Annotated in this window: 26 protein-coding genes; 2 read left to right on the top strand and 24 right to left on the bottom strand. The window is 67.2% G+C overall.

What is annotated here, in order from left to right; all coding sequences use genetic code 11:
- Positions 1–3 precede the first annotated feature (3 nt).
- Together ACKY0X_RS15665 and ACKY0X_RS15660 are read left to right on the top strand one after the other, a co-directional pair.
- Positions 4–699 (top strand): PIG-L deacetylase family protein, encoded by a 696-nt coding sequence (locus ACKY0X_RS15665; protein ID WP_409426783.1) that lies wholly within the window; start codon positions 4–6, stop codon positions 697–699.
- Complete coding sequence (locus tag ACKY0X_RS15660; RefSeq protein WP_409426782.1) at positions 696–1694, top strand: Gfo/Idh/MocA family protein; 999 nt, start codon at positions 696–698, stop codon at positions 1692–1694. Before ACKY0X_RS15665 ends, ACKY0X_RS15660 begins: the two co-directional genes overlap by 4 nt.
- 20 nt (positions 1695–1714) lie before the next feature.
- Here the strand turns inward: ACKY0X_RS15660 and ACKY0X_RS15655 are convergent, their stop codons facing one another.
- From ACKY0X_RS15655 to ACKY0X_RS15540, 24 genes are all read right to left on the bottom strand, one after another.
- The gene (locus ACKY0X_RS15655; RefSeq protein ID WP_409426781.1) at positions 1715–2203 is read right to left on the bottom strand and encodes a flavin reductase family protein; all 489 of its coding nucleotides are present in this window, start codon (positions 2201–2203) and stop codon (positions 1715–1717) included.
- 39 nt (positions 2204–2242) lie between these two features.
- Positions 2243–3844, bottom strand: a complete 1602-nt coding sequence (gene nuoN / locus ACKY0X_RS15650) for an NADH-quinone oxidoreductase subunit NuoN (RefSeq protein ID WP_409426780.1) — start codon at positions 3842–3844, stop codon at positions 2243–2245.
- Between the two features lie 2 nt (positions 3845–3846).
- Positions 3847–5424, bottom strand: coding sequence for an NADH-quinone oxidoreductase subunit M (locus tag ACKY0X_RS15645; protein ID WP_409426779.1), 1578 nt, complete (start codon positions 5422–5424; stop codon positions 3847–3849).
- Positions 5421–7355, bottom strand: coding sequence for an NADH-quinone oxidoreductase subunit L (gene nuoL / locus ACKY0X_RS15640; RefSeq protein ID WP_409426778.1), 1935 nt, complete (start codon positions 7353–7355; stop codon positions 5421–5423). Before nuoL ends, ACKY0X_RS15645 begins: the two co-directional genes overlap by 4 nt.
- A gap of 15 nt (positions 7356–7370) precedes the next feature.
- Positions 7371–7670, bottom strand: a complete 300-nt coding sequence (gene nuoK / locus ACKY0X_RS15635) for an NADH-quinone oxidoreductase subunit NuoK (RefSeq protein ID WP_024442457.1) — start codon at positions 7668–7670, stop codon at positions 7371–7373.
- Entirely contained in the window at positions 7667–8470 is an 804-nt protein-coding gene (locus ACKY0X_RS15630) for an NADH-quinone oxidoreductase subunit J (RefSeq protein WP_409426777.1), read from the bottom strand. Before ACKY0X_RS15630 ends, nuoK begins: the two co-directional genes overlap by 4 nt.
- Positions 8470–9039: an NADH-quinone oxidoreductase subunit NuoI gene (gene nuoI / locus ACKY0X_RS15625; protein WP_065040628.1), complete on the bottom strand. Its 570-nt coding sequence runs from the start codon at positions 9037–9039 to the stop codon at positions 8470–8472. The genes ACKY0X_RS15630 and nuoI overlap by 1 nt, the downstream gene beginning before the upstream one ends.
- The gene (nuoH, locus tag ACKY0X_RS15620) at positions 9032–10270 is read right to left on the bottom strand and encodes an NADH-quinone oxidoreductase subunit NuoH (protein WP_409426776.1); all 1239 of its coding nucleotides are present in this window, start codon (positions 10268–10270) and stop codon (positions 9032–9034) included. Before nuoH ends, nuoI begins: the two co-directional genes overlap by 8 nt.
- A complete protein-coding gene (locus ACKY0X_RS15615; protein WP_409426775.1) occupies positions 10267–12666 on the bottom strand; it encodes an NADH-quinone oxidoreductase subunit G in 2400 nt (799 codons plus the stop codon). The genes nuoH and ACKY0X_RS15615 overlap by 4 nt, the downstream gene beginning before the upstream one ends.
- Positions 12663–14015, bottom strand: a complete 1353-nt coding sequence (gene nuoF, locus ACKY0X_RS15610) for an NADH-quinone oxidoreductase subunit NuoF (protein WP_409426774.1) — start codon at positions 14013–14015, stop codon at positions 12663–12665. Before nuoF ends, ACKY0X_RS15615 begins: the two co-directional genes overlap by 4 nt.
- Complete coding sequence (nuoE, locus tag ACKY0X_RS15605; protein WP_409429653.1) at positions 14012–14791, bottom strand: NADH-quinone oxidoreductase subunit NuoE; 780 nt, start codon at positions 14789–14791, stop codon at positions 14012–14014. The genes nuoF and nuoE overlap by 4 nt, the downstream gene beginning before the upstream one ends.
- Positions 14792–14850: 59 nt before the next feature.
- On the bottom strand, positions 14851–16164 hold the full coding sequence (nuoD, locus tag ACKY0X_RS15600) for an NADH dehydrogenase (quinone) subunit D (RefSeq protein WP_409426773.1): 1314 nt from the start codon (positions 16162–16164) through the stop codon (positions 14851–14853).
- A complete protein-coding gene (locus ACKY0X_RS15595; protein WP_409426772.1) occupies positions 16164–16859 on the bottom strand; it encodes an NADH-quinone oxidoreductase subunit C in 696 nt (231 codons plus the stop codon). The genes nuoD and ACKY0X_RS15595 overlap by 1 nt, the downstream gene beginning before the upstream one ends.
- Complete coding sequence (locus ACKY0X_RS15590) at positions 16856–17410, bottom strand: NuoB/complex I 20 kDa subunit family protein (RefSeq protein ID WP_024442466.1); 555 nt, start codon at positions 17408–17410, stop codon at positions 16856–16858. Before ACKY0X_RS15590 ends, ACKY0X_RS15595 begins: the two co-directional genes overlap by 4 nt.
- Before the next feature lie 22 nt (positions 17411–17432).
- The gene (locus tag ACKY0X_RS15585; protein ID WP_024442467.1) at positions 17433–17810 is read right to left on the bottom strand and encodes an NADH-quinone oxidoreductase subunit A; all 378 of its coding nucleotides are present in this window, start codon (positions 17808–17810) and stop codon (positions 17433–17435) included.
- A 330-nt stretch (positions 17811–18140) separates the two neighbouring features.
- A complete protein-coding gene (locus ACKY0X_RS15580) occupies positions 18141–18581 on the bottom strand; it encodes a hypothetical protein (protein WP_409426771.1) in 441 nt (146 codons plus the stop codon).
- A gap of 51 nt (positions 18582–18632) precedes the next feature.
- A complete protein-coding gene (locus ACKY0X_RS15575) occupies positions 18633–18980 on the bottom strand; it encodes a DUF6285 domain-containing protein (RefSeq protein WP_409426770.1) in 348 nt (115 codons plus the stop codon).
- Positions 18977–19954, bottom strand: a complete 978-nt coding sequence (locus ACKY0X_RS15570; RefSeq protein WP_409426769.1) for a phosphotransferase family protein — start codon at positions 19952–19954, stop codon at positions 18977–18979. Before ACKY0X_RS15570 ends, ACKY0X_RS15575 begins: the two co-directional genes overlap by 4 nt.
- Entirely contained in the window at positions 19951–21192 is a 1242-nt protein-coding gene (locus ACKY0X_RS15565) for an acyl-CoA dehydrogenase family protein (protein ID WP_409426768.1), read from the bottom strand. The genes ACKY0X_RS15570 and ACKY0X_RS15565 overlap by 4 nt, the downstream gene beginning before the upstream one ends.
- 24 nt (positions 21193–21216) lie before the next feature.
- A complete protein-coding gene (locus tag ACKY0X_RS15560; protein ID WP_409426767.1) occupies positions 21217–21831 on the bottom strand; it encodes a TetR/AcrR family transcriptional regulator in 615 nt (204 codons plus the stop codon).
- Positions 21832–21839: 8 nt separating this feature from the next.
- On the bottom strand, positions 21840–22745 hold the full coding sequence (locus tag ACKY0X_RS15555) for a hydroxymethylglutaryl-CoA lyase (protein ID WP_409426766.1): 906 nt from the start codon (positions 22743–22745) through the stop codon (positions 21840–21842).
- On the bottom strand, positions 22742–23953 hold the full coding sequence (locus ACKY0X_RS15550) for a CaiB/BaiF CoA transferase family protein (RefSeq protein WP_409426765.1): 1212 nt from the start codon (positions 23951–23953) through the stop codon (positions 22742–22744). The genes ACKY0X_RS15555 and ACKY0X_RS15550 overlap by 4 nt, the downstream gene beginning before the upstream one ends.
- A complete protein-coding gene (locus tag ACKY0X_RS15545; RefSeq protein WP_409426764.1) occupies positions 23950–25134 on the bottom strand; it encodes an alpha/beta hydrolase family protein in 1185 nt (394 codons plus the stop codon). Before ACKY0X_RS15545 ends, ACKY0X_RS15550 begins: the two co-directional genes overlap by 4 nt.
- The gene (locus tag ACKY0X_RS15540) at positions 25131–26237 is read right to left on the bottom strand and encodes a homogentisate 1,2-dioxygenase (RefSeq protein WP_409426763.1); all 1107 of its coding nucleotides are present in this window, start codon (positions 26235–26237) and stop codon (positions 25131–25133) included. Before ACKY0X_RS15540 ends, ACKY0X_RS15545 begins: the two co-directional genes overlap by 4 nt.
- Positions 26238–26302 lie beyond the last annotated feature (65 nt).

Below are 26302 nucleotides of genomic sequence, written 5' to 3'. Positions count from 1 at the left end.
CCCATGGCTCAGCCGTTCGGGCCCACCGGGCCGCAGCCGTTCCCGCAAGACTGGTCATCGCTGCTGGTGTTGGTGCCGCATCCCGACGATCCCGAGTACGGCACCGCCGCCGCGGTGGCCAAATGGACTGCCGCCGGCAAGACCGTCCGCTACGCGCTGGCCAGCAGCGGGGAAGCGGGCATCGCCGGCATGGAACCGGCGCAGGCCGGGCCGCTGCGCGAGGAGGAGCAACGGCGGGCGGCGGCCCTCGTGGGGGTCCCTGACGTCGACTTCTGGGGCTTCCCGGACAGCAACATCCGCAACACGCCGGAGTTGCGCGCCAAGATCGCCTCGGTGATCGGCGAGACCCGCCCCGATGTGGTGATCGCGATATACGGCGGTCCCGAGTTCGCACCGGGGCGGCCCAACCAGCGCGACCACATTGAATTCGCCGCCGCGGTCACCGACGCCTGGGACACCATGGCGGACCCGCCACGCTGGCTGTTCCAAGGCGGCCCGGAGCCCACCCACGTCGAGGACGTGGACGACTACCTCGACGTCGCAGTGGAATCCCTGGCCTCCCACGAGGTCTACCTGTCGGTGCTCGACCCCGCCACGCCGGTGCACGAGCAGGCACGCCGGGTGCTCGACATGACCAACCCGGCCCACGCCGGCCGCCGGATGGCCGGGTTCCGGCTGCAGCGGAGCACCGACGCGTGACAGGCACCACCGCTGCGCTGCGGATCGGCGTGCTCGGAGCGGCGCGGATCACTCCGGAGGCACTGCTCAAACCCGCCGCCGCCAACCCAGAGGTCGTGGTCAGCGCGGTAGCCGCGCGCGACATCGGCCGGGCTCGGGCGTTCGCCGCCAAACACGGCATCGGCCGGGTGCACGACAGCTACAACGCGCTGATCGCCGATCCCGAGGTCGACGCCATCTACAACCCGCTGCCGAACCACCTGCACGGCAGATGGACGCGCGCCGCGCTGGACGCCGGCAAGCACGTGCTGTGCGAGAAGCCGTTCACCGCCAACGCCGCGGAAGCCCGCGAGATGGCCGCGGCGGCCGCAGCCTCTGACCGGGTGGTGATGGAGGCCTTCCACTACCGCTACCACCCGATGACGGCGCGCATCGAAGAGATCATCGCGTCGGGGGAACTCGGCGAGCTGCGGCAGGTGGACACCGCACTGAGCTTCCCGCTGCCCCGGTTCTCCGACATCCGCTATCACTATGCGCTGGCCGGCGGGGCGCTGATGGACGCCGGCTGTTATGCGGTGCACATGGCTCGCACCTTCGGCGGAGCTACCCCGGAAGTCGTTTCCGCGCAGGCGAAGTTGCGCGATCCGCTCGTCGACCGGGCTATGACGGCGCAGCTGCGGTTTCCCGCCGGGCACACCGGGACCATCCGCTGCTCGCTGTGGTCATCGAACCTGCTGCAGATCAGCGCCCGGGTGATCGGCGAGCACGGCGAGCTGCGAGCGCTCAACCCCCTTATGCCGCAGTACTTCCACCGCTTGCGGGTCAGCTCACCCAAGGGCAGGCGCGTCGAACGGTTCACCCACCGGGCGTCCTATGCCTACCAGCTCGACGCTTTCGCTGACGCGGTGTTGCGTGGCGTGCCGGTGCGCACCACCCCCGAGGACGCGATCGAGAACATGACGGTCATCGACGCGATCTACCAGGCTGCCGGACTTCCGCTGCGAGAGCCGGGCTAGGCGCTGCCCGGGTCGCCGCGTCAGGCCTTGTGGCCCGGTTCGAGATCGTCGACGTCGGAAAGCGACAGCAGGTCATCGTCGCTCTGGGCGGCATATCCGGCCACGGGTTCCAACAGGTAGCCCATATGGTCACCGAGGTCGATCCGGCGCAGTGTCTTGCCGACGAACCAGGCCGGCGCATCGTCGAGGATCGGCATTCCCGCGGGACCGCTGTGCCAGGCGCAGTGCTCGAACTTGTCGATGACGTCGCCGGTCTGACTGCCGAACAGCCGGGCCAGCTCGATATCACGGCGCGCCAGGACGTGAACGGCCAAGTGCTCGGACTCGGCAGCCACCTCGAAGGTGTGGTTGCGCTTGGACATTCCCACCAGAAATCTTGGCGGTTCGATGCTGGTCTGGGTGGCGAACCCGACCAGACACCCGGAGGCGCGCTGATCGGTCGCCGTGGTCACCACGAACATCGTGTAGTCCAGCATGGTGACCAGCTGCTGAAATGACTCGTCGTGCATCTCTCCATGTGTACCCGCCGCGCGACGGGCATGCTGCGATTACTGCGCGAATTGGGTTGCGGCGTTAACCAGGTCGAGCAGCGGCTGCGGCAGCACCCCTAACAGCACGGTGATCGCGGCGCACAGTGCGATGGCTGCCTTGCTCCACACGCTGGGCAGCACCAGGTGCGGTGGGTCGGCGGGGGAGTCGGTGAAGAACATCAACACGATCACCCGGACGTAGAAGTAGGCAGCGACTCCGCTGGCGATCACGCCGACCACCACCAGTGGTGCCGCGCCGCCCTCGGCAGCGGCCTTGAACACCGCGAACTTGCTGATGAATCCACTGGTCAGCGGGATACCGGCGAACGCCAGCAGGAACATCGAAAACAGCAGGCCCACAACGGGGTAACGCCGGCCCAAGCCGGCCCACCGGGACATGTCGAGTTCCTCTTCGCCGCTGGAGCTGCGGATCAGGTTTACCACCGCGAAGGCGCCCACCGTGGAGAAGCTGTAGGCGACCAGATAGAACAGCGTCGCGGAGATACCGGCGGGGATCGCCGACAGCACACCGGTCAGCACAAAGCCCGCATGGGCGATCGAGGAGTAGGCCAGCATCCGCTTGACCTCGGTCTGGGTGATCGCCGCGATGGTGGCGACCACCATGGTCAGCACCGCGATCAGCCACAGTAGTGGACGCCAGTGGTCATGCAGGGCAGGCAATGCGACGTAGAGGATTCGCAGCATCGCGCCGAACGCGGCGACCTTGGTGGCTGCCGCCATGAAACCGGTGATCGGCGTCGGCGCCCCGACATAGACGTCGGGAACCCATGAATGGAACGGCACCGCACCGACTTTGAAGAACAAGCCCACCAACAGCAGCCCGGCGCCGATCAGCGCCAGCGGATCGCTGCGGTGGGCGAACAACTGCTCACCGATGTCCGGCAGCGTCAGCGTCCCGGTGGCGCCGTAGAGCAATGCGGCGCCGAACAGGAACAGCGCCGAGGAGAAGGCGCCCAGCAGAAAGTACTTCAGCGCCGCTTCCTGCGAGAGCAGACGACGGTAGCGGGCCAGTCCGCACAGCAGGTACAGGGGAAGTGAGAGCACTTCCAGCGCCACGAACATGGTGACCAGGTCGTTGGCGGCGGGGAACACCATCATGCCGCCGACCGCCAGCACGGTCAGCGGGAACACTTCGGTCTGGGTCACCCCGGCGCGCGCCGCGTCGAGTTCGGCGACGCTGTCCGGCACGGCCGACGCCTGCGGAGTGAACGCGTCCAAGCCTGCACGTGCGGGGGCCTCGGGCGCTGTCGCCGCGCCCGGGCCCTCGGGAATGCCCGCACCGATGTTGCGCTCGGAGATGAACAGCACGGCCATGATCCCGACCAGCACGATGGTGCCCTGCAACACCAGTGCTGGGCCGTCGACGGCCAATGCGCCCAGCACCGCGATGCGGCCACCGGTCGGCAGGCCACGGCCCACCGCGACGATGGCGGCGAATGCCGCGGCCAAACCGCCGACAGCGAGCAGGACCTGCATCACGTAGCGCGCCCGGCGCGCGACGAACGCCTCGAAGAGCACACCGGTCACCGCAGTGCCGAAAACGATCAGCAGGGGCAGGATGAGGCTGTATTCGACGGATGGGATTGGCATGCCCGCCATGGTCAGTGCGCCCCCTCAGCGGTCAGTGGTGCCGGATCGGTCTGGCCGATCGTGGTCAAGGTGTGCTCGACGCCTGGATTGATGATGTCCAGCGCGGGTTTGGGGTAGAAGCCGAGAAACAGCAGCAGCGCGATCAACGGTGTGACGACGAGCAACTCCCGCGGCACCAGATCGCGGATGCGTTCATTGCCCGCCGTGACCGGGCCGGTCATCACCCGCTGGTAGAGCCACAACATGTAGATCGACGACAACACCAGCGCCGTGGAGCCGACCGCCGCCGCCACCCAATATCGGTTGAACGTGCCGACCAAGACCAGGAATTCACTGATGAACGGCGCCAGACCGGGCAGCGACAGGGTGGCCATCGCGGCGACCATGAAGGTGCCGGCCATCACCGGCGCCACCTTCTGCACGCCGCCGTAGTCCGAAATCGCCCGGGCGCCGTCGCGCCGGGCCACTAGGAACCCGGCGATCAGGAACAGCGCCGCCGTCGACAGCCCGTGGTTGAGCATGTACAGCGTCGAGCCGCTCTGCCCTTGGGTGGTCATCACGAAGATGCCCAGAATGATGAACCCGAAGTGCGAGATCGAGGTGTAGGCGATCAATCGCATCATGTCGCGCTGGCCGATTGCCACCATGGCGCCGTAGACCACACCGATGACCGCCAGCACGATGATGGCCGGACGGAAATAGGTTGATGCGTCGGGGAATAGCTGCAGGCAGTACCGCAACATCCCGAAGGTCCCCACCTTGTCCATCACCGCCATCATCAGCACCGCGGTCGCCGGGGTGGACTCGACCGCCGCGTCGGGCAGCCACCGGTGCAGCGGCCACAGCGGGGCCTTGACCGCGAAGGCGAACATGAAGCCGGCGAACAACAGCTTGAGTACGCCCGGATCCACCGTGGTGGTCGCCGGGGAGAAGATCGAGACCAATTCACGGAAGTCGAAGGTGCCGCCGGAGGCGCCCTCGCCGGAGCTCACCACGTACACCCCGATCACCGCGGCCAGCATGATCAGACCGCCGAACAGGTTGTACAGCAGGAACTTCAGGGCCGCTTGGGAACGCTTGGCGCCGTTCCCGAATCCGCCGATCATGAAGTACATCGGGATGAGCATCGCTTCGAAGAACACGTAGAACAGCAGCACGTCCAGCGAGACCAGCGAGATCAGTACCATCGCCTCGACGGTCAGCGTCAGCGCCGCGAACGCGTGCGGACCGCGGCTTTTCTGCTCGGCTCTCTGACCGTCATTCCAACCGGCCAGCATCAGCAGTGGCACCAGCCCGGCGGTCAACAACGCCAGGATCACCGCGATACCGTCCACCCCGAGGGTGTAGCTCGCCCCGAAAGCCGGTATCCAGGAGTGCGATTCGACGAACTGGTAGGGGGCGGCCACTGGGGTGGTGTCGAAGCCGACGGTCACCACGATCGCGATCGCCAGCGTCGCAAGGCTCACCAGCAGGCCGGTCCACTTCGCCAGTCCTGCCGCGCGGGCGGGCAGCACGATGACTAACCCGGCACCGACCAGCGGTACCAGCCACAGCAGGCTCAGCCAGGGCAGGCCTCCGGTCGCGTTCACAGCTGCACCGCCATCACAAGGGCGATGACCAGGACCGTGCCGGCCAGCATCGTCAGCGCGTAGGAACGCACGAATCCGGTCTGCAGGCGCCGCACCAGGTATGACGCGATCGCCACCAGCCCGGCCGTCATGTTGACCGAGCCGTCCACCACCCGGTCGTCGACGGCGACCAGGCCTTGTGCCAGTCGGTTACCCGGACGCATGAGCACCTCCTCGTTGAAGGCATCGCCGTAGAGATACTTGCGGGCCGCCACCGTCAGTGCCGACACGTCGGTGGGCGCGGTGATCGGTATCGGCTTGCGGCCATACATGTTGAAGGCCACCGCAACACCGAGCAGGACCACTCCCAGGGTGATCGCCCCGGTGAGCCAGGCCGGGATGGCGTGCGCGTGCTCGGCAACCGGCGCTACTCGGGTGACGACCGGTTCCAGCCAGTGCTCCAGGCGCCCGCCGATAGCCAGCGCGGCGCCGGCGAACACGGCGCCTAGAGCCAGCACGATCATCGGCCAGGTCATCACCCGGGGGGATTCGTGCGGGTGTTGCAGCGCGCGTTCGGTGCTCACCTCGCTCTCGTCGGCGGCCCAGCGGCGCTCGCCGCCGAACGTCATCAGCATCACCCGGGTCATGTAGAAGGCGGTGATGCCGGCGCCGAGGATGGTGACCGCCCCTAGCACCCAGCCGCGCGTGCCGCCGGAGGCCAGCGCGGCCTCGATGATGGCGTCCTTGGACCAGTAGCCGGCGAACGGCGGCACCCCGATGATCGCGAGATAACACAGCCCGAACGTCGCGAACGTCACCGGCATGAAGCTGCGCAGGGCGCCGTAGCGGCGCATGTCCTGTTCGTCGTTCATCCCGTGCATCACCGACCCGGAGCCCAGGAACAGCCCGGCCTTGAAGAAGCCGTGGGTGAGCAGGTGCATTATCGCCACCGCGTAGCCGGCCGGGCCCAGGCCTGCGGCCAGCACCATGTAGCCGATCTGGCTGACTGTGGAGGCGGCCAGTGCCCGCTTGATGTCGTCGTTGGCGCAGCCGATGATCGCCCCGAACAGCAGCGTGATGGCACCGACTACGACCACTGCCAGGCGGGCGTCGGGGGACAGGTCGAACACCGGACCGGACCGCACGATCAGATAGACGCCGGCGGTCACCATGGTGGCGGCGTGGATCAGTGCCGACACCGGGGTGGGGCCTTCCATGGCGTCGAACAACCAGGCCTGCAACGGAACCTGCGCGGATTTGGCACAGGCACCCACGAGCAGCAGCAGGCCGATCGCGGTGGTCAACCCGCTGGGGCCGGCGTCGCCGACCGCGCCGAACAGGCCGTCGTAGGACAGCGTGCCGAACCCGGCGAACATCACGAACATGGCCAGCGACAGCCCGATGTCGCCGACCCGGTTGGACACGAACGCCTTCTTACCGGCCGCGGCCGCCACCGGCTTGGCGTACCAGAATCCGATCAGCAGGTAGGACGCCAGGCCGACGCCTTCCCAGCCCACGTAGAGACCCAGGTAGTTGTCGGCGACGACCAGCAGCAGCATCGCCGCGACGAACAGGTTCAGGTAGGCGAAAAAGCGCCGCCGGTCGGGGTCGTGCTTCATGTAGCCGGTCGAGTAGATGTGGATCAGCGCGCCGACGCCGCTGATCAGCAGCACGAAGCAGATTGACAGCTGATCGATCAGAATCCCGAAATCGACGTGCAGGGCACCGACTGGCACCCAGCTGAACAGGTGCGTGTGGATCGCTCGGTCCTCGCCGTCGCGGCCGAGCATTTCGGTCAGCAGGGCCAAGCCGATCCCGAACGAGCCGAGCACCGTGGCGCAGGCCAGGAGGTGTCCCCACCTATCGGTGCGGCGCCCGCCGAGTAACAGGATCAGCGCACCGGCCGTCGGTAGGGCCACCAGCAGCCAGCTCAGCTGGCTCAGATTCGTCATAGAGCTCCCCAACTCCTAGCCGCGCAGTAGGTTCGCGTCGTCGACCGAGGCGGATCGCCGGGCCCGGAAGATCGTCATGATGATGGCCAGGCCGATCACCACCTCGCAGGCGGCGACCACCATGGTGAAGAACGCCACCATCTGGCCGTCGAGCTGCGAGTGCAGTCGAGCGAAGGTGACGAACGCCAGGTTGGCGGCGTTGAGCATCAGCTCGACGCACATGAACATCACCAGTGCGTTGCGCCGCAACAGCACTCCGGTGGCGCCGATGGTGAACAGCATCGCCGACAGGTACAGGTAGTTCTCCGGATTCACTGGTCCGACTCCTCGGTGTTCGCATGCGCGGCGTTGCCGGTGGCGCCGACCCAGCGGTGCGTCAGGGTGTCCGACACCGACAGCTCGGAGTAGGTGCCGTCGGGTAGGCGCGCGGCGATGTCGACGGCGTTGTGGCGGGCGTAGACGCCGGGGGTGGGCAGCGGGGTGGCCCGCCGGCCGGACTGAAAGCGCTGGATGGACAGCTCCCGCTGCGTCATTCGCGGCTGCAGCCGCTCGCGGTGCGTCAGCACCATGGCGGCGAGCACCGCGGTGATCAGCAGCGCGCTGGTGAGCTCGAACGCCCACAGGTACCGGGTGAAGATCAGCGCCGCCAGACCTTCGACATTGTGCTGGCTCAGGTCCGCCGAGCCGATGCCGGTCGCCGCGGGCGTGCCGATGCTGCGCAGGTGCATTGTGGCGCTACCGATTCCGGCTATCAACAGCATCCCGAAACCGATCCCGGCGAACGTGGCGGCGATCCGCTGGCCACGCAGGGTCTCCACCAGGGACTCTGCGGAGTCGACACCGATCAGCATCATCACGAACAGGAACAGCATCATCACCGCGCCGGTGTAGACGACGATCTGCACTACGCCGAGGAACATGGCGTCCTGGACGAAGTAGAACACCGCCAGGATCAGCATCGTCATCGCCAGGAACAGTGCCGAGTACACCGCCTTGGCGGCGGTGACGACGCCGATGGCGCCGATGACGGCGATGGCGCCCAGGACCCAGAACGCCACCGCTTCCCCGGTCGAGGTGCGGACGACGATGTCGGCAGCGAGCAGCGTGGTGCCCATCAGGCTTTGCCCTGCTTGACTCGGTCGAGCATCACGAACAGGTCTGGCTCGGCATCGAGTCCGGCCGGGCTGACTCGGCCCAAGTAGTAGTCCTTTTCGGTGGCACCGGGTGGCATCGCGTGTGGCGGCGCGACCATGCCGGGTTCCAGCGGCGCCAGCAGCTGGTCGCGTTCCCAGATCAGTTCGGCGCGGTTGTCGGCGGCCATTTCATACTCGTTGGTCATGGTCAGCGCGCGAGTGGGGCAGGCCTCGATGCACAGTCCGCACCCGATGCACCGCAGGTAGTTGATCTGATAGACCCGCCCGTAGCGCTCACCGGGGGAGAAGCGCTCCTCGTCGGTGTTGTCGGCGGCCTCCACGTAGATCGCGTCGGCCGGGCAGGCCCACGCACACAACTCGCATCCGATGCACTTCTCCAGCCCGTCCGGATGACGGTTGAGTTGGTGGCGGCCGTGGTAGCGCGGTGCCGTCGGCTTCTTGCGTTCGGGGTAGCCGTCGTTGATCGGCCGTTTGAACATCGTCTTCCAGGTGACGCCGAACCCGGCCAGGGCGTCTCGCAGACTAGCCATTGACGTCCTCCTTGATCCGCGATGAACTGCGTTGCGGCAGCGGTGGTGTCGGGAATGAACCTTCGGATGCGATGAGCTGTTGTGGGGGAGTCGCCGGCGCGGATCGGTCGAGGCGGCTGTTCAACGCGCTGAATTTTCGATGCAGCGCCAGGAGCAGCACCACGGTGGCCAGCGTGCTCATGCCGGCCAATACCAGCTGCCAGTGCTCGTAGCCGTCGTTGCGCAGGCTGCGCAGCACCGCGGCGAGCATCACCCAGGCCAGCGCCACCGGGATCAGGATCTTCCAGCCCAGCGCCATGAACTGGTCGTAACGCAGCCGGGGCAGGGTGCCCCGCAGCCAGATGTAGACGAAGATGAAGCCCCACAGTTTGGCGGTGAACCACAGCAGCGGCCACCAGCCGGTGTTGGCGGCCGGCCACATGTTGAACGGGAACGGAGCGTGCCAGCCGCCGAGGAACAAGGTGACGGCGACGGCTGAAACCGTTGTCATGTTGATGTATTCGGCGAGGAAGAACAGCGCGAACTTCAGCGACGAGTATTCGGTGTGGAAGCCGCCGACCAGCTCGCCTTCCGCCTCGGGCAGGTCGAACGGGGCCCGGTTGGTCTCACCGACCATCGCGGTCAGATACACCATGAACGAGGGCATCAGCAGGAACGCGAACCATACCCGATCCTGGGCTGCCACGATGCCCGACGTCGCCATCGTCCCCGCGTAGAGGAACACTGATGCGAACGCCAGGCCCATTGCGACTTCGTAGGAGATCACCTGGGCTGTGGAGCGGATTCCGCCGATCAGGGGATATGCGGATCCGGACGACCAGCCGGCCAGGACGATCCCGTACACCCCGATCGAGGACATCGCCAGAACGAACAACACCGCGATCGGCAGGTCCGCCAGCTGCAAAGCGGTCCGGTGACCGAAAATGCTGACTTCCGGCCCGAGCGGGATCACTGCGAACGCGGTGATCGCCGGCACCGTCGAGATGATCGGTGCCAACGCATAAATTGCCCGGTCGACGTTGAAGGGGGTGATGTCCTCCTTGAGCGCCAATTTGATCGCATCGGCCAGGCTCTGCAGCCAACCCTTGGGGCCGACCCGGTTGGGTCCAGGGCGCATCTGCATGCGGCCCACGACTTTTCGTTCGATGACGATCGCCAGGACCACCGTCAGAATCAGGAACACGAAGACGCCCAGCGCTTTGGCCAGCATCAACCACCAGGGATCGGTCATGGTCTGCGTCCAATCTGTACCGTTGCGCCCGGGGTGACCCCCAGATCCCGGTGCACTGCCGAGCCGTGCGAATTCATCGGCAGCCACACCACGCTGTCCGGCATCTCGGTGATGACCAGCGGCAAGGTGATAGTGCCGTGCTCGGTGCTGACCGAGACCGGTTCGCCTTCCGCCACGCCGATATCGGCGGCGGTCGATGGCGACAGGCGCGCCACCGGTGTGCGGGCGGTGCCGGCCAGGTTCGGTTCACCGTCCTGCATGCGGCCCTCGTCCAGCAGCATGCGCCAGCCGGCCAGCACGGCTGCGCCGGAGCTGGGCTGCGATGGTGAGCCCGCGGCGACGTCGGGGTCGGCGACTCGCTCGCCGGACCAGGCACCCAGCCCCGCCAGCTCGTCGCGCGCTGCTTCCAGCGTGGCCAGCCCCAGCGCGACGCCCATCTCCTCGGCGATCACATCGAGCACCCGCCGGTCGGGCAGGGCGCCGGTGTCACCCAGCGCGACACCGAACCGCCGGTGGCGGCCCTCCCAGTTGACATAGGTGCCGGATTTCTCAGCGGCGGCAGCGACCGGCAGCACCACGTCGGCGCGTTCGGTGACATCGCTGTGTCGCAACTCGAGGCTGACCAGAAATTCGACCGTGTCCAGGGCGGCCAGTGCCGCTGCCGGATCGGCCAAGTCGGTCGGCTCCACGCCGGCGACCACCAGTGCTCCTAACCTTCCGTCGGCCGCCGCCGCCAGGATGGCGTCGGTGTCACGCCCGGCCTGCGACGGCAGGTCGTCGGGGCCGTCGAGACCCCAGGCCTGCGCGACCTCGGCCCGCGCCGCCGGATCACCCAGCGGACGTCCGCCGGGGAGCAGGCCGGCCAGCGCACCGGCGTCCAGTGCGCCGCGTTCCCCGGCGCGGCGTGGCACCCAGGCCAGCTTCGCGCCGGTGGCGTCGGCCAGCCGGGCCGCCGCCGACAGTGCTCCCGGTGAGGCCGCCAGCCGCTCGCCGACGAGCACCACCGCGCCCGGGCGGCGCAGCGATTGTCCGACGTCGCCGGCGTGCAGGCTGTCCAGCGCAGCCGCCTCGCCGCCGGGAACGGTTGCCAGCAGGGTGCCGAACATCTTGGCCAGTCCGCGATCGGCGAACGGTGCCACGCTGAACACCTTGGTGGCGTTCTTGCGGGCCGCCTTGCGCAGCCGCAGGAAGACCATCGGTGCCTCTTCCTCGGGCTCCAGACCGGCCAGCAGCACCGCCGGCGCGGCCTGCAGGTCGGCGTAGCTGACCTCGATCCCGTGGCCTGCCACCCGAGCGGCCAGGAACGCGGCCTCCTCGGCGGACTGGGCGCGCGCCCGGAAGTCGATGTCATCGCTGTGCAGCGCCACCCGGGCGAACTTGGCGTAGCCGTAGGCGTCCTCGGCCGATACCCGGCCGCCGACCAGCACGCCGGTGCTGCCGCGCGCGGCGGCCAGGCCGCGCGCCGCGACCGCCACAGCGTGCGGCCAGGAGGTGGGGACCAGGTTCCCGCTGTCGTCGCGGACCAGCGGTGTGGTGATCCGGTCGCTTTGGGTGGCGTAGGTGAACGCCCAGCGGCCCTTGTCGCAGTTCCATTCCTCGTTGACGTCCGGGTCTTCGCCGGCCATCCGTCGCATCACCTTGCCGCGACGGTGGTCGGTGCGTTCGGCGCAGCCGCCGGCGCAGTGCTCGCAGACGGTGGGCGTGGACACCAGGTCGAAGGGGCGGGCCCGGAACCGGTAGGAGGCACCGGTGAGTGCGCCCACCGGGCAGATCTGCACCGTGTTGCCCGAGAAGTAGGAGTCGAACGGCGTGTCGGTGTAGATGCCGACCTGCTGCAGGGCGCCGCGATCCATCATCTCGATGAGCTTGTCGCCGGCGATCTCGTTGGCGAACCGGGTGCAGCGTGCACACAGGATGCAGCGGTCGCGGTCCAGCAGCACTTGCGAGGAGATGTTGATCGGCTTGGGGTAGTGGCGCTTGGTTTCTTCGAAGCGAGTCTCGGTGCGGCCGTGGGACATCGCCTGGTTCTGCAGCGGGCACTCACCGCCCTTGTCGCAGGTCGGGCAGTCCAGCGGGTGGTTGATCAGCAGCAATTCCATCACCAGGTGCTGGGCCCGGTCGGCCTCGGCGGAGGTGTGCTGGGTGCGCACCACCATGCCGTCGGTGGCGGCCACCGCGCACGACGGCTGCGGCTTGCGTTGGCCCTCCACCTCGACCATGCACTGCCGGCACCAGGCCACCGGGTCCAGCAGCGGGTGGTCACAGAATCGCGGGACCTCGATGCCCAACTGCTCGGCGGCCCGAATGATCAAGGTGCCCTTGGGGACCGTGACCTGTTGGTCGTCGATGGTGAGGGTCACCGACTCCTGGCCGTCCGGCTGAGAAGTTTGCGTCACGCCACACCGCCTGCTGCTCCACCTGGCACGAACATGCTCGCTTTCGGGTCGAACGGGCAGCCCCCCTCGAGGTGGGCGATGTATTCGTCACGGAAGTACTGGATCGACGACTTCACCGGCATGGCCGCGCCGTCACCCAAGGCACAGAACGACTTTCCGAACAGGACGTCGGCGATGTCCAGCAGGGTGTCGAGGTCTTCGGGGGTGCCGCGGCCGGATTCCAGCCGTTCGTAGATGGGCACCAGCCAGTAGGTGCCCTCACGACACGGTGTGCATTTCCCGCAGGACTCGTGCTTGTAGAACTCCGACCAGCGTCCGGCGGCGCGCACCACGCAGGTGGTCTCGTCGAAGATCTGTAATGCCTTGGTGCCCAGCATCGATCCCACCGATGCCATGCCCTCGTAATCCAGCGGGATGTCGAGGTGCTCCTCGGTCAGGATCGGGGTCGACGATCCGCCCGGCGTCCAGAACTTCAACCGGTGGCCGTCACGTATCCCGCCGGCGTAGCCGAGTAGTTCGCGCAGTGTGATGCCCAGCGGCGCCTCGTACTGGCCGGGCCGGTTGACGTGCCCGGACAGTGAATACAGGGTGAAACCGCGCGACTTCTCGGTGCCCATCGACCGGAACCACTCCGGCCCGTTGCGCAGGATCGACGGCACACTGGCGATCGATTCGACGTTGTTGACCACCGTCGGCGAGGCGTACAACCCGGCCACCGCGGGGAACGGTGGGCGCAGCCGCGGCTGGCCACGATAGCCCTCCAGCGACTCGATCAGCGCGGTCTCCTCGCCGCAGATGTAGGCGCCTGCTCCGGCGTGCACGGTGATGTCCAGGTCGAAGCCGCTGCCGCCGATGTCGGTGCCCAGCAGCCCCGCCGCATAGGCCTCGGCGACCGCGGCCTGCAGCCGGCGCACCACCGGCAGCACCTCGCCGCGGATGTAGATGAAGGCGTGGCGGGCGCGGATCGCGTAGCAGCACACGATCATGCCCTCGATCAGGACATGCGGTGTCGCCAACAGCAGCGGCATGTCCTTGCAGGTGCCGGGCTCGGACTCGTCGGCATTGACCAGCAGATAGTGGGGCTTTGCCGCTGCACCTTCATCGCCTTGGGGGACAAAGGACCACTTGGTGCCGGTGGAGAATCCGGCGCCGCCTCGGCCGCGCAACCCGGAGTCCTTGACCAGTTCGATGACCTCGTCGGGCGTCATCGCCAGGGCGCGCTTCATGCCGACGTAGCCGTCGTGGCGGAGGTAGGTTTCCAGCGTCCAGGACTCGGGTTCGTCCCAGTAGCTGCTGAGCACCGGGGTCAGCGGTGTGCCCTCGGGCGGTGTTCCTTTGGTAAGGGTCATTTCGCACCCCTATCGGCGTTGCTGCCGGGCTCCGGTGCCGTCATTCCGCGCTCGCGGGCCACCTGCAGGCCGGCCAGCGTCGCCGCGCCGGCACCGCCTTGGCCGTCGTCGGCGCGTTCGTCGGGGAAGCCGGCGAGAATCCGTTCGGTGGCCGCGAAGCTGCACAGCGGCATCCCGCGGGTGGGCCGCACCTCGGCGTCGTCGCGCAACTTGTCGACCAGTTCGCGTGCCGATTCCGGGGTTTGGTTGTCGAAGAACTCCCAGTTGACCATCATCACCGGCGCGTAGTCGCAGGCGGCATTGCACTCGATGTGCTGCAGGGTGACCGACCCGTCCGCAGTGGTCTGATCGTTGCTGACGCCCAGGTGTTCCTTGAGTTCGGAGTAGATGGCGTCGCCGCCCATCACCGCGCACAGTGTGTTGGTGCAGACGCCGACCAGGTACTTGCCGGTGGGATCACGTCGGTACATCGAATAGAACGACGCGACCCCGGCGACATCGGCGCTGGTCAGCCCGAGCAGCTCCGCGACGAACGACAGGCCGGCCGGGGTGACGTAGGTGTCTTGCGACTGCACCAGATGCAGCAGCGGCAGGATCGCCGAGCGGGGCTGGGGGTAGCGACCGATGATCTCCTTGGCGTCGGCCTCCAGTTGGGCTCGCACGTCGGGGGAGTAGCTGGTCGGCGCGCCGGGGTGGTTGAACTGATTGGGTTCTTCGGGCTGTCGGCCCAGCTGCAGAAAGACTCGGTTGCCGTCGGTCCCGGCGGTCGGCGGCATCAACCGGCCACGCCCGGTCTTGTTGACGCCGACCTTGTCGATCTCGCCGCCCGGCGCGCTCATCGGTCCACCCCGCCCATGACCGGGTCGATGCTGGCGACCGCGGCGATCACGTCGGCGATCAGCCCGCCCTCGCTCATGGCGGCCACCGCCTGCAGGTTGGTGAACGACGGATCCCGGTAGTGCACCCGGTAGGGGCGGGTACCGCCGTCGCTGACCATGTGCACCCCCAGTTCGCCGCGGGGCGACTCGACCGAGACGAATACCTGTCCCGGCGGCACCCACAGATCCTCGGTGACTCGCTTGAAGTGGTGGATCAGGCCTTCCATCGAGTGGCCCATGATCCAGCCGATGTGCTCGCGAGAGTTACCCTGCCCGTCCGGGCCGATGGTCAGGTCGGCCGGCCAGGCGATCTTGCGGTCGGAGACCATCACCGGCTCTCCGTGCAGCTTGGCCAACTTTTCTACACACTGCTCGACGATTTTCAGGGACTCCTTGATCTCTGCGATGCGGATCAGGTAGCGGCCGTAGGCATCACAGCCGTCATCGGTGATCACTTCGAACTCGTAGTCCTGGTAGCCACAGTAGGGTTCCGCACGTCGCACGTCATAGGGCAGTCCTGTCGAGCGCAGCACCGGGCCGGTGATGCCCAGCGCCATGCACCCGGTCAGGTCGAGGTAGCCCACGCCTTTGGTGCGGGCCTTCCAGATGTAATTCTCGGTCAGCAGGTCCTCGATGTCCTTGAGCCGCTTGGGCATCAGCTTGAGGAAGTCGCGAATCATAGGGATCGCGTCACCGGGCAGGTCCACCGATACCCCGCCGGGCCGGACATACTGGTGGTTCATCCGCAGACCGGTGATCGCCTCGAAGATATCGAGAACCAACTCGCGTTCGCGGAAACCGAACAGCATCACCGACAGCGCGCCGAGCTCCATGCCACCGGTCGCGAGTGCGACCAGGTGTGAGGACACCCGGTTGAGCTCCATCATCAAAACCCGGATGACGCTGGCACGCTCGGGGATGTCGTCGGTAATACCCAGGAGCTTCTCTACACCGAGGCAGTAGGCGGTCTCGTTGTAGAACGGCGACAGGTAGTCCATCCGGGTCACGAACGTGACGCCCTGGGTCCAGTAGCGGCTTTCCAGGTTCTTCTCGATGCCGGTATGCAGATAGCCGATGCCGCAACGGGCTTCGGTCACTGTCTCGCCCTCGAGTTCCAGGATCAGCCGCAGCACGCCGTGCGTCGACGGGTGCTGCGGCCCCATGTTGACGACGATGCGTTCGCCGGGGTCAGCGGCCTTGGCGGCCTCGACTACCTGATCCCATTCCTGCCCACCGACGTTGAGGACGGTGTGCGGTGTGTCGGTGCTCATTACTTGTAGGCCCTCCGCTGGTCCGGCGGCGGTATCTGTGCGCCCTTGTACTCGACCGGGATGCCGCCCAATGGGTAGTCCTTGCGCTGCGGGTGACCGTGCCAGTCGTCGGGCATCTCGATTCGGGTCAGCGAGGGGTGGCCGTCGAAGATGATCCCGAAGAAGTCGTAGGTCTCCCGCTCATGCCAGTCGGTGGTCGGGTAGATCGCAAAGAGCGATGGAATGTGCGGATCCGCGTCGGGGGCAGCGACTTCCAGGCGGACACGGCGGTTGTGGGTGATCGACCGCAGCGGATACACCGCGTGCAACTCGCGGTCGGCGTCGCCGGGGTAGTGCACACCGGAGACGCCGAGGCTCAGTTCGAAGCGTAGCGCCGGCTCGTCCCGCAATAGCTGGGCCACCGCCGGCAGCTGCGCGCGAGGGACGTAGAGGGTCAGTTCGTCGCGGTACACCACGACCTTCTCGATGGCGTCGGCGAATTCGATTCCGTTGCGCTGCAGCGCAGCGGTGAGGGTGTCGACAAGATCGTCGAAGTACCCGCCGTAGGGCCGTGGGGTCTCGCCGGGGAGTGCGGCCTCGGTCACGAGGCGCCCGTATCCGGACGTGTCGCCGGTGCCGGTCGCGCCGAACAGGCCGTGGCGGACCTTGATTACGTCTTCGGGTCCGTTTCGGTCCTCGCCGTTTGCCTCGCTCACCGCAGCAACCCCCTCATCTGCCAGGTAGACGGGGCCGACAAGGCGGCCTCCTCGGTCGCGGTGATCACCTGTTCCCGGTTGGCGCCCAAGGGCATCGAGCGAATCTTCTCGTGCAGCTTGAGGATTGCGTACATCAGCATCTCCGGCCGGGGCGGACATCCGGGCAGGTAGATATCGACCGGGACGACATGGTCCACGCCTTGCACGATCGCGTAGTTGTTGAACATTCCGCCCGACGACGCGCACACGCCCATCGACAGCACCCATTTGGGCTCCACCATCTGGTCGTAGATCTGGCGCAGCACCGGTGCCATCTTCTGACTGACCCGGCCCGCCACGATCATCAGGTCCGCCTGGCGCGGTGAGGCCCGGAAAACCTCCATCCCGAACCGGGACAGATCGTAGTCGGGCGCCATCGTCGACATCATCTCGATCGCGCAACAGGCCAGGCCGAAGGTTGCCGGCCACAGCGACCCGGTGCGGAAATACCCGGCCAGGTCTTCCACGGTGGACAGCAGGAGTCCGCTCGGCAGTTGCTCTTCTAATCCCATGTCTAAGCCCGCCTACTCCCACTCAATCCCAATTCAGACCGCCGCGCCGCCAGACGTAGGCGTAGGCGACGAACACGATGACGGCGAACAGCACCATTTCGATGAGGGCGAACATTCCCAGCCCGTCGAAGGCAACTGCCCAGGGGTAGAGAAAAACGATCTCGATGTCGAAGACGATGAACAGCATCGCGGTCAGGTAGTACTTCACCGGGAATCGCTGCCCGGACGGGGCATGCGGTCCGCTGACCGGCTGGTCTGTGGGTTCGATACCGCACTCGTAGGCTTCTAGTTTCGACCGGTTGTAGCGCGAGGGGCCCACCAGGGCGGTGGCGACCACGGAAAATACGGCGAATCCGGCGGCGAGCGCGGCGAGGACCAGGATCGGCAGGTAGAGGTTCATGCTCAGTGACGTAGTTCCCTTCCGGGCGCCGATGTGACTTCAGGCACAGCCTAGTCCGCTGCCACGAGGCGGTTGGGAAGAATCCGAAATTGCCGACAACTGTGACGGGCATCACCTGTAGCGGTAACGGCGACAGGGGAATTCGCCCCTGAGGCTGCCCTAACCCGCCGGTTCAGCGAGGCTCGACGCAGAAGAGGTGAAGCTGGGACCGGCGCATGAGCCGAGCGGTTCAGCGAGGCTCGACGCAGGAGAGGTGAAGCTGGGACCGGCGCATGGACCGAGCGGTTCAGCGAGGCTCGACGCAGGAGAGGTGAAGGTGGTGCCGCCGGATTAGCCCGGTGTCGGCGTGCGGAGTAGCCCCAGCACCGCCCGGCTCAATTCCATCGGGTCAATCGGGTGGGCCACCGCGGCGTCGGCATGTGACCATTTGGCCAGCCAGACGTCGTCGGCGCGGCCGGTGAGCACCACGATCGGCGGACACGGCGTGATCTCGTCTTTGAGCTGTTTGCAGATGCCCATCCCGCCGGCCGGGGCGGCCTCGCCATCCAGGATGGCCAGGTCGACTCCACCGGCATCCATCTGCCGGATCACCACCGGCTCGGTTGCGACCTCGACATAACTCAGCTCCGGTAGGTCCGGGTGCAGCTGCTTGCCCAACGCGGTCGTAACCCGTGCACGGGTCGCGGCGTCGTCACTGTAGACAAGGATTCGCAGCGCGGCATTGGTGTCGGACACGGTCCAGATGCTACTGCGCAGGTCCTGTCGATACATCGGGTTTGGAGCAGCACCGTCGAAGTGATTGTCGCGCAGTAACTCTAGGAGCTACTGGGCGTATCCCGGATGGTCGATCGCCAGCCGATGCTCCACCAGGGTGTACAGGCACGCGGTCAGCGCCTCGGGCCGGTCGTCGAGGTCACCGGCCCGGATGGCGGCGGCCAGCTCTGCCTCGTTCGCGAAGCCCAGCCCGGCCAGGGCCTCGGCCACGACACCACTGCTGGTGTCGCGTAGCTCCCGTTCGACGATACGCAGTGCGTTGGCCGCCACCCGCGCGTGAAACCTGACCTGGCTGTCGGTGGCGGCATCTCTGTCGCGATTGACCAGCGCAGTGTCCAGGAACTCGGTGACCGCGCCGACGAGTTCGGCCGCGGTGGGACGGCGCCCGGCGCTCATGGCCGGACTCCATCGAGCAGGCGCAGCACGTCCCATTCGGATTCGGAGACCCGCCGGCCGATGGTCGCCAGTTCCACTGAGCGGGTTTGACCGCTGAGGTGACGCTGTGCCTGGTAGCGGCAGATGATGCCCCATCGCAGCGTGCCCAGCAGTAGCCACCAGTTGAACCGGTCCGGATCGACGTGGTGCCCGCCGGCTTGCTCATAGGCGGCCAGAAGGGCGTCGATATCGCCGAGTCCACCGGCAGCGCGCTCCAGCGGCGCTCCGAACCGCCAGGCTCGCAGGCAGAACCAGGCCAAGTCCTCGAGGCCGTCGCCGAGGTGCACCAGCTCCCAGTCCAGCACTGCGGCCAGGTCACCCCCGGTGGAGACCATCAGGTTGCCCATCCGGAAATCGCCGTGGACGAGCTGCGTCGGCACCGGCGGTGGACGATCGGCGGCCAGCCGCCGAAACGCCCATTCGAAGGCGGCGGTGGTATCGGGCATGGCATCGAGCTGGGCGCGGCACGCGGAGAGCTGGTCTTCGGTGCTCAGCGCGACGCCACTCGGGTCGGCCCGGTGGATGGCGCTGAGTGCCTGCGCGCACTGGCGCAGCAGTTGGTCGCGGCCGGCGTCATCAAGCCGGCGTTCGATGCGGCGAACCACTGTCTCGCCCTCGATCAGGTCGCAGATCAGGTACGGATTCCCCAGTGCCGCAGGGGAATTATCGGCGACCAGCACATTCGGGACCGGTGCGCCGGCCTGGCCTGCGGCGCGCTGCGCCTGCGCTTCGAGTTCCATGGAGGCGTAGAGCTCCTCGAGCGGCCCGGTGCGCAGAATCAGTGACCGGCGCTCCTGGTTAGCGGCGACGGCATCGAAGGCCCAGGTGATCCGGCTGGCGCCGCCGGTCAGGGCGCGCAGGCCCTCGACTGCGACGGGTCCCAACACCGGCGTCAGCACATCGGCCAGCCGGTCGGCGAGCTGGTCGGCCCTCATCGCCGGCGGTCGAACCCGAACAGCCGCTGCGCGACCCGGCGGATCTGGATTTCCTCGGCGCCCTCGGTGATCCGGTATCGGCGGTGGTGCCGGTAGATGTGCTCGAACTGCTCGTGGCGGGTGTAGCCGATTCCGCCGTGGATCTGGATGGCGCGGTCGGCGGCTTCGCACACTAGCCGGTTGGCGCGGTAGTTCGCCATCGACACCTTGTCGGAGACCTCCAGGTGGTGGTCGCGGTCCAGGTGCCAGGCCGCGTAGTTCACCAGCAGTCGCACCATCTGGGCCTCGGTTTGCAATTCGGCCAGCGGCCACTGCACCGCCTGGTTGACCGACAGCGGCTTGCCGAACACGATGCGTTGCCGAGCGTATTCGGCGGCGCGGTCGATGCAGTACTGCGCGGCGCCCAGGCTGGAGGCGGCCTGGCGGATCCGGTTTTCGTGCAGGAAGGTCTGGGCCACGTCCAACCCGCCGTCGACCTCGCCGAGCACCGCTTCGGCGGGCACCCGCACATTGCGAAGTTCGACCTCGCCGTGGTCGGTGGGCATGTTGAAGGTCCACCAGTAGAACGGGATGGTGAACCCCGGGGTGTCGGTGGGCACCAGGAAAGCGGTGATGCCGCGCGCCGAGCCTGCCTCGCCGGAGGTGCGGGCAAACACCAGGTCGTGGGTGGCCCGATGCACGCCGGTGTTGAACCGCTTGCCGCCGTTGATCACCCAGGTGTCACCGTCGAGTTCGGCGCGGGTTTCCAGCCACGTCGCATCCGAACCGTGCTCGGGTTCGGTCAAGCCGAAGGCCATCGACCGCTCGCCGGTGATCATGGCTTGGGAGAACTCGCGGCGCTGCTCGTCTGTGCCGAACCGCTCCATCATGATCACCTGCGGGAAATTCCCGACGATAGACGACTCGTCCTGCAGGTCGTTGTGCAGGCCGAGGCCCTTGTGGGCCAGGTGTTCCCGGATCACCGCCATGTCGACGTTGGTTCCATCTCGGCCGCCCAGGGAGGCCGGTAGCCCGTACCGCAGCCAGCCGGCCGCATCCGCGCGGCGGCGCATCTCATCGAGCAGCTCTTCCCACTCGCGCCGCGGAACGCCGCCACGCTCCACATCGGTGCGGGCGAACTCGCGCCGGTGGTCGAAATACTGCATGTGCTCGGCCTGCAGCGGCGCGATCTCGCGCTCGATGAAGTCGTCCATCTCGGCAAGCACACCGGGAAGATGTTCGGGCAGTGTGAAATCCATGGCGATTCCTTCAGTTGTCAGCGATCAACGGCCGTACAGGGTCTTTCTCCAGATCGTCGACAGCGTCTCGATGGCGTCGCTGTCACTGATCCGCCATCCCGGCCCCGACGGGCCGACGAACACGACGGTGAAGTTCTCGAACAGCAGCGCGATGGCCGCCGCGATGTGGTCGGGGTCGAGCTCGACGCCGTAACCCTGCTGTTGTGCACGCCGCACCGAGGCGGCGACGATCTCCATACCGAACCGCCGGAACTCGTTCTGCAGCGCGGCGAATCGCTCGCTGGTCGCCGCCAGTTGCGCGACCGCGATCATGACGCCGATGTTCGGCTTGAACATGGCCCAGTAGGCGCTGACCACCGACGAGAAGAACTCGGTGTCCTCCGGGGACTCCGGCAGTCGCATCTTGAATCCGGACGGCTCGACCACCTGGGTGAGAAACGACTCGGCCAACGCGGCCAGCAGATCTTCCTTGTCGCGGAAGTACCGGTAGAGCACCGCCGTGGACTTTCCGGCGGCCGACGTGATGTCGGCCAGTGTGGTGCCGTGAAATCCGCGTTCGGCGAACAGTTCTCGGGCGGCCTGCTCGATCGCACCGCGGGTCAGGCGTCCCTTCGAACTGAGCTCACGCTGGGTGGACATCGAGGCGCTCAGACCCGCTTCCGGTCTCCGGCGGCCAGCAGGGCGCTGGGCAGCCCGTGGCCGACCACCCTGCTGGCCACGCCGGCCGCGGTGATCGCGGCATCCAGATCGATACCGGTGTCGATGCCGCTGTCGCCGAGCAGGTAGACCAGGTCCTCGGTGGCGATATTGCCGGTGGCGCCAGGGGCGAACGGGCAGCCGCCCAGGCCGCCGGCCGAGGCGTCGAGCCGGGTGATTCCCGCCTGAACCGCCGCGTAGGCGCAGGCCAGCCCGGAGCCGCGGGTGTTGTGGAAGTGCGCTCCCAGCGGGATGTCGCCGATGATCGGCTGCACCGCCGCGATCAGGTCGGTGACGCGCCGGGGGGTGGCCGTGCCGATGGTGTCGGCGATGGCCAGCCGGTCGATCCCGAAAGCGCTTGCCGAGGCGACGATGTCGGTGACGCGGCCGGGCTCGGTCGGACCTTCGAATGGGCAGTCCCAGGCGGTGGCGATGATGACCTCGACCGAGGCGCCGGCGTCATGGGCGATACCGGCGATGTCGGCGATGGCTGCGACCGCCTGCGCCGTGGGACGCCCCACGTTGGCGGTGCTGAAGGCATCCGAGGCGCACACCACGTACTCGAGGGACTTCAGCCCGGCGGCTACCGCCCGGACTGCGCCGCCGGGGCTGGCGACCAGCGCGGAGAACTCTAGTTCGGGGTAGCGCCATAGTTCGGTGGCCAGCTCGGCCGCATCGGCGAGGGCCGGGACCTTGGTCGGGGAGACGAAGGAGGTCACCTCGACCTCGCGCACGCCGGTGGCCGCGATCGCGGCCAGCAGTTCGAGCTTGGCGCTCAACGGGATCGGTGCCTCGATCTGCAGACCGTCGCGCAGCGCTACCTCACGGATCGCGACCTGGCTGGGCAGTGTGCTCACAGCACCCCCTCGGTGCGTAGGGCGTCGATCTGTGCACTGCTCTTGCCGAGCAGACCGGCGTAGACCTCGTCGTTGTGCTGGCCGGGTCGGGCTGATCCGGCGTTGCGGATGGTGCCCGGGCTCTCGGAGAGCACGGGCATGACACCGGGTCCCAGCACGGTGCGCTCGGCGCCTTCGTCCCAGTGCTCGGCGAGCATGCCGCGCGCCCACAGTTGCGGGTCTTTGACGACCTCGGCGACGGTGTTGATGGGACCGGAGATCACCCCGGCATCGCTGAGCGTCGCGATGATGGCGTCGGGCGCCCGCTGCGCCGCCCAGTCGCCGATGATCGCGTCCAACTCATCCTGATTGCGGCCGCGCGCACCGTGATCGGCGAACCGCGGATCGGTGATCAGCTCGGGCCGTCCCATGGCCTGGCAGAGCCGGGCGAACACGGTGTCCTGGTTGGCGGCGATCACCACCCAGCTGCCGTCGGCCGACTGGTAGATGTTCGACGGGGCGATGCCTTCCAGCCGGGTGCCTGACGGTCCGCGTACCACGCCGCCGACGTCGTAGTCGGGAATGGTGGATTCCTGGATGGCCAAACAGGATTCGGTGAGGGCGACATCGACCACCTGGCCTTCGCCGGTGACCGTGCGACGGTAGAGGGCGGCGAGGGCACCTTGGGCGGCGAACATGCCCGCGAGGCTGTCGCCAAGGGACAGGGCCAGCCGTGGCGGCGGACCGCCGGGAAACCCGTTCATGTGCCGCAGCCCGCTGGCTGCCTCGGCGACCGAGGCGTAGCCGGCCTTGTGGGCGTCCGGTCCGGTCTGTCCGTAGCCGGAGACTCGTACCAGGATGATTCCCCGATTGCGTTGACGCAGCGTGTCAAAGCCCAGACCCCAGCGCTCCAAAGTGCCGGGGCGGAAGTTCTCCACGACGATGTCGGACTTGTCGACGAGCTCGAGGAACAGCCCGCGGCCGCGTTCGGTACGCAGGTCGAGGGTGGCGGCCTTCTTGTTGCGGGCGTGCACGGTCCAGAAGAAGTGGTGCCCGTCGAGTTCGGCCTGTCCCCAGGTGCGCAGCGGATCGGGTTTGCCGGGCAACTCGATCTTGATGACCTCGGCGCCCATGTCGCCGAGCAGTCGTCCGGCGAACGGCCCGGAGATCAGCGTGCCGAGCTCCAGAACCCGGATTCCGTCGAGCGCACCCGCGGGAGTTGGCGTCATACCGTCGAGCCTACGAAATCATGCTGGGTCAGCCAATCACTGACGATCGTCACGGCCTGTCGCAGCGCGTCACGCTGATCCGGTCCGGCGTAATAGTGGTTGGCCCCGGGGATTTCGTGCATCGCCTTGTCGCTGGTGCCGATCGCCTCGAAGAGCCGGCGGGTATGGCTGGGAGTGCAGGCGTCGTCGGCCATGTTGCCGATCACCAGGGTGGGCACCGCGATGTCGCGACCGCAGTCCACTCCGTCGCCGTGGGCGTCGTCGTAGCTCCACTGCGACAGCCAGCTGCGCAGCGTGCAGAACCGGGCCAACCCGACCGGGCTCATGTTCACCACCGCGGGCTCGCCGAGGTAGCAGCTGCCGGGGGTGCGGTCGTTGGGATCGACCGCGGGGTCCAGCCAGCGCGGGTCGGCCATGGTGCCGTGCACGACGAACCCGAACTCCTGATCGCGCAGGCCGGCCTCGGTGAACTCGGCGAGCTTCGCCTTGACCCAGCTGGTGATCCGGCGATTGCGGTCGATCTGGGCGGCCCGGTAGCGGTCCAGGAACTCCGCGCTGTAGGGCGGCTGGTTGGGGTTGTCCGGGTTGTAGAGATCCAGTTCGGGGTCGCGTTTGGTCGGGTCGGACTCGTCGAGGATCGAGGCGTCCAGCCATTCGGTCAGCGTGCCGTGGCGGCTGATGTGGGCGGCCAGCAGCATCACGCCGTCGGCCGGGATCAGGTTCAGCTTGGTCAGGTCGGGTCCGTCACCGGACGGGCTGGCCGTCACCGTCGGGTGCTGTGCTTGCTGTTGGTAGAACAGCGACAGCGAGCCCCCGCCGCTCCATCCGGCCAGCACCACCTTGGCGTAGCCGAGGCGGTTCTTGGCGTCGGAGATGCACTGGCCGAGGTCTTCGACCACCTTCTCCATCAGCAGCGCCGAGTCGGTGCCGCGGAATCGGCTGTTGCAGTAGATGACGTGGTGCCCGGCGCGGGCCAGCGCATTGACCATCGGAAGGTAGGCGCCGCCGCCGATCGGATGCATGAACACCAGCACGGTGTCACTCGGCGCGTCCTTGGGCCGTAGCAGGTAGCTCTCCAGCACTACCAGTTCGGCGACCCCGCCGTAGACGTCACGGACGCCCGAATTGTTCTGGTAGGCAATCAGGTAGGGGATTCGCTCGTAATCGTGTTTGGCGGTCATGCGTGCTGTCCTAGGTCGGCGGCGAGAACTTCGGGGGAGGGGATGAGGCGGCGGCGAGTGTCGATGGCGATGACCTGCCAGTCCACCCGCTGATAGTCGTCGAATTTTCGGCGCGACCGTTCGCGGGCCTTCTCCGGCGCACCGTGATGCACGCCTTGCGGCGCGTGGCTGATCAGTCCGGGTGGCATCGGGATTCCGTAGAGCGAACCACCATGGAAGAACGCGATCTCGTCGTAGTCGACGTTGCGGTGATACCACGGGGTGCGTTCGGTGCCCGCCACTCCTTCGGCGGGCTTGGGCAGGAAATTCATCACGTACACCCCGGTGGCCTGCATGAACAAATGCACCGTCGGGGGTAGGTGCACGCTGTCAGACGTCACCACGTTGTAGTCGGCGATGTTGAACGAGAACGCGAAGTTGTCGCCGCGCCAGCCTTCGACATCGATCGGATGATGTTGGTAGTGCAGCGTTGTCGGGCCGCCGTCATGGATCAGCCGGACCTGGTAGCTGTCGCGTCCATCGTCGAACGGATCTGGGTTGAAAGGGGCCGGATCCGGGATGACGACCAGGGAAGGGTCGAACGGGAAGTGCCGGCCCAGCGGACCGGGCGGTGGAACCCGAAACTCGTCGGTGGCCTCGATCATCAGCAGTGTCGTTTCGGCCGCGGGCAGTTGTCGCCAGGTGGTCGCCTTGGGCAGATACAGCCAGTCGCCTTCGCGGTAGTCCAGCGGGCCGAATTCGGTCTCCAACCGCCCGGATCCGGTGTGCACGAAGCAGAGCAGGTCGCCGTCGACGTAGCGGATGTGAAACGGCATCGGGGCCGAGCGCCGGGACAGCCGGATGCGGCAGTCGGCGTTGCTGAACAGCAGTAGCGGATCGCCGGCGGCGTCGGTGGCGTCGGCCGGCTGCAGGAGTGCGGCGAGCACATCGACGGGCCGCAGTGGGCCGTCGGCGCGGTAGGCGGTTGGGTCGTTGCGCCGGTACATGTTGGCGGTGCGGCCGGTGAAGCCGCCACGGCCCAGCTCGTCGTCCTTGAGGCCGTCGAGATCGGCGTGCAGGCGATGCGGTGTGGTGCCTTTGCGCAGGTGGACGAAGGATTCCATCGGCGACTCCCGGGGAGGTCATGCGGATATCGGGCCAGAACTAAAAGTAACGTTACTTTTTGTTT

The organism is Mycobacterium sp. SMC-11, from assembly GCF_046250095.1.
GTDB lineage: Bacteria > Actinomycetota > Actinomycetes > Mycobacteriales > Mycobacteriaceae > Mycobacterium > Mycobacterium heraklionense_A.
This window is presented reverse-complemented; position numbering and strand designations above follow the sequence as displayed.

Coding starts and splice junctions, on each gene's coding strand:
- ACKY0X_RS15665 (WP_409426783.1), top strand. CDS start 4: ATGGCTCAGCCGTTCGGGCCCACCGGGCCGCAGCCGTTCCCGCAAGAC.
- ACKY0X_RS15655 (WP_409426781.1), bottom strand. CDS start 2,203: ATGCACGACGAGTCATTTCAGCAGCTGGTCACCATGCTGGACTACACG.
- nuoN (WP_409426780.1), bottom strand. CDS start 3,844: ATGGCGGGCATGCCAATCCCATCCGTCGAATACAGCCTCATCCTGCCC.
- nuoL (WP_409426778.1), bottom strand. CDS start 7,355: ATGACGAATCTGAGCCAGCTGAGCTGGCTGCTGGTGGCCCTACCGACG.
- ACKY0X_RS15630 (WP_409426777.1), bottom strand. CDS start 8,470: ATGGGCACCACGCTGCTCGCTGCCGACATCGTCGTCCGCACCTCGACC.
- nuoI (WP_065040628.1), bottom strand. CDS start 9,039: ATGGCTAGTCTGCGAGACGCCCTGGCCGGGTTCGGCGTCACCTGGAAG.
- nuoH (WP_409426776.1), bottom strand. CDS start 10,270: ATGACCGATCCCTGGTGGTTGATGCTGGCCAAAGCGCTGGGCGTCTTC.
- nuoF (WP_409426774.1), bottom strand. CDS start 14,015: ATGACCCTTACCAAAGGAACACCGCCCGAGGGCACACCGCTGACCCCG.
- nuoE (WP_409429653.1), bottom strand. CDS start 14,791: ATGCCGCCGACCGCCGGGACCGACGGCAACCGAGTCTTTCTGCAGCTG.
- nuoD (WP_409426773.1), bottom strand. CDS start 16,164: ATGAGCACCGACACACCGCACACCGTCCTCAACGTCGGTGGGCAGGAA.
- ACKY0X_RS15590 (WP_024442466.1), bottom strand. CDS start 17,410: ATGGGATTAGAAGAGCAACTGCCGAGCGGACTCCTGCTGTCCACCGTG.
- ACKY0X_RS15585 (WP_024442467.1), bottom strand. CDS start 17,810: ATGAACCTCTACCTGCCGATCCTGGTCCTCGCCGCGCTCGCCGCCGGA.
- ACKY0X_RS15580 (WP_409426771.1), bottom strand. CDS start 18,581: ATGTATCGACAGGACCTGCGCAGTAGCATCTGGACCGTGTCCGACACC.
- ACKY0X_RS15575 (WP_409426770.1), bottom strand. CDS start 18,980: ATGAGCGCCGGGCGCCGTCCCACCGCGGCCGAACTCGTCGGCGCGGTC.
- ACKY0X_RS15570 (WP_409426769.1), bottom strand. CDS start 19,954: ATGAGGGCCGACCAGCTCGCCGACCGGCTGGCCGATGTGCTGACGCCG.
- ACKY0X_RS15565 (WP_409426768.1), bottom strand. CDS start 21,192: ATGGATTTCACACTGCCCGAACATCTTCCCGGTGTGCTTGCCGAGATG.
- ACKY0X_RS15560 (WP_409426767.1), bottom strand. CDS start 21,831: ATGTCCACCCAGCGTGAGCTCAGTTCGAAGGGACGCCTGACCCGCGGT.
- ACKY0X_RS15550 (WP_409426765.1), bottom strand. CDS start 23,953: ATGACGCCAACTCCCGCGGGTGCGCTCGACGGAATCCGGGTTCTGGAG.
- ACKY0X_RS15545 (WP_409426764.1), bottom strand. CDS start 25,134: ATGACCGCCAAACACGATTACGAGCGAATCCCCTACCTGATTGCCTAC.
- ACKY0X_RS15540 (WP_409426763.1), bottom strand. CDS start 26,237: ATGGAATCCTTCGTCCACCTGCGCAAAGGCACCACACCGCATCGCCTG.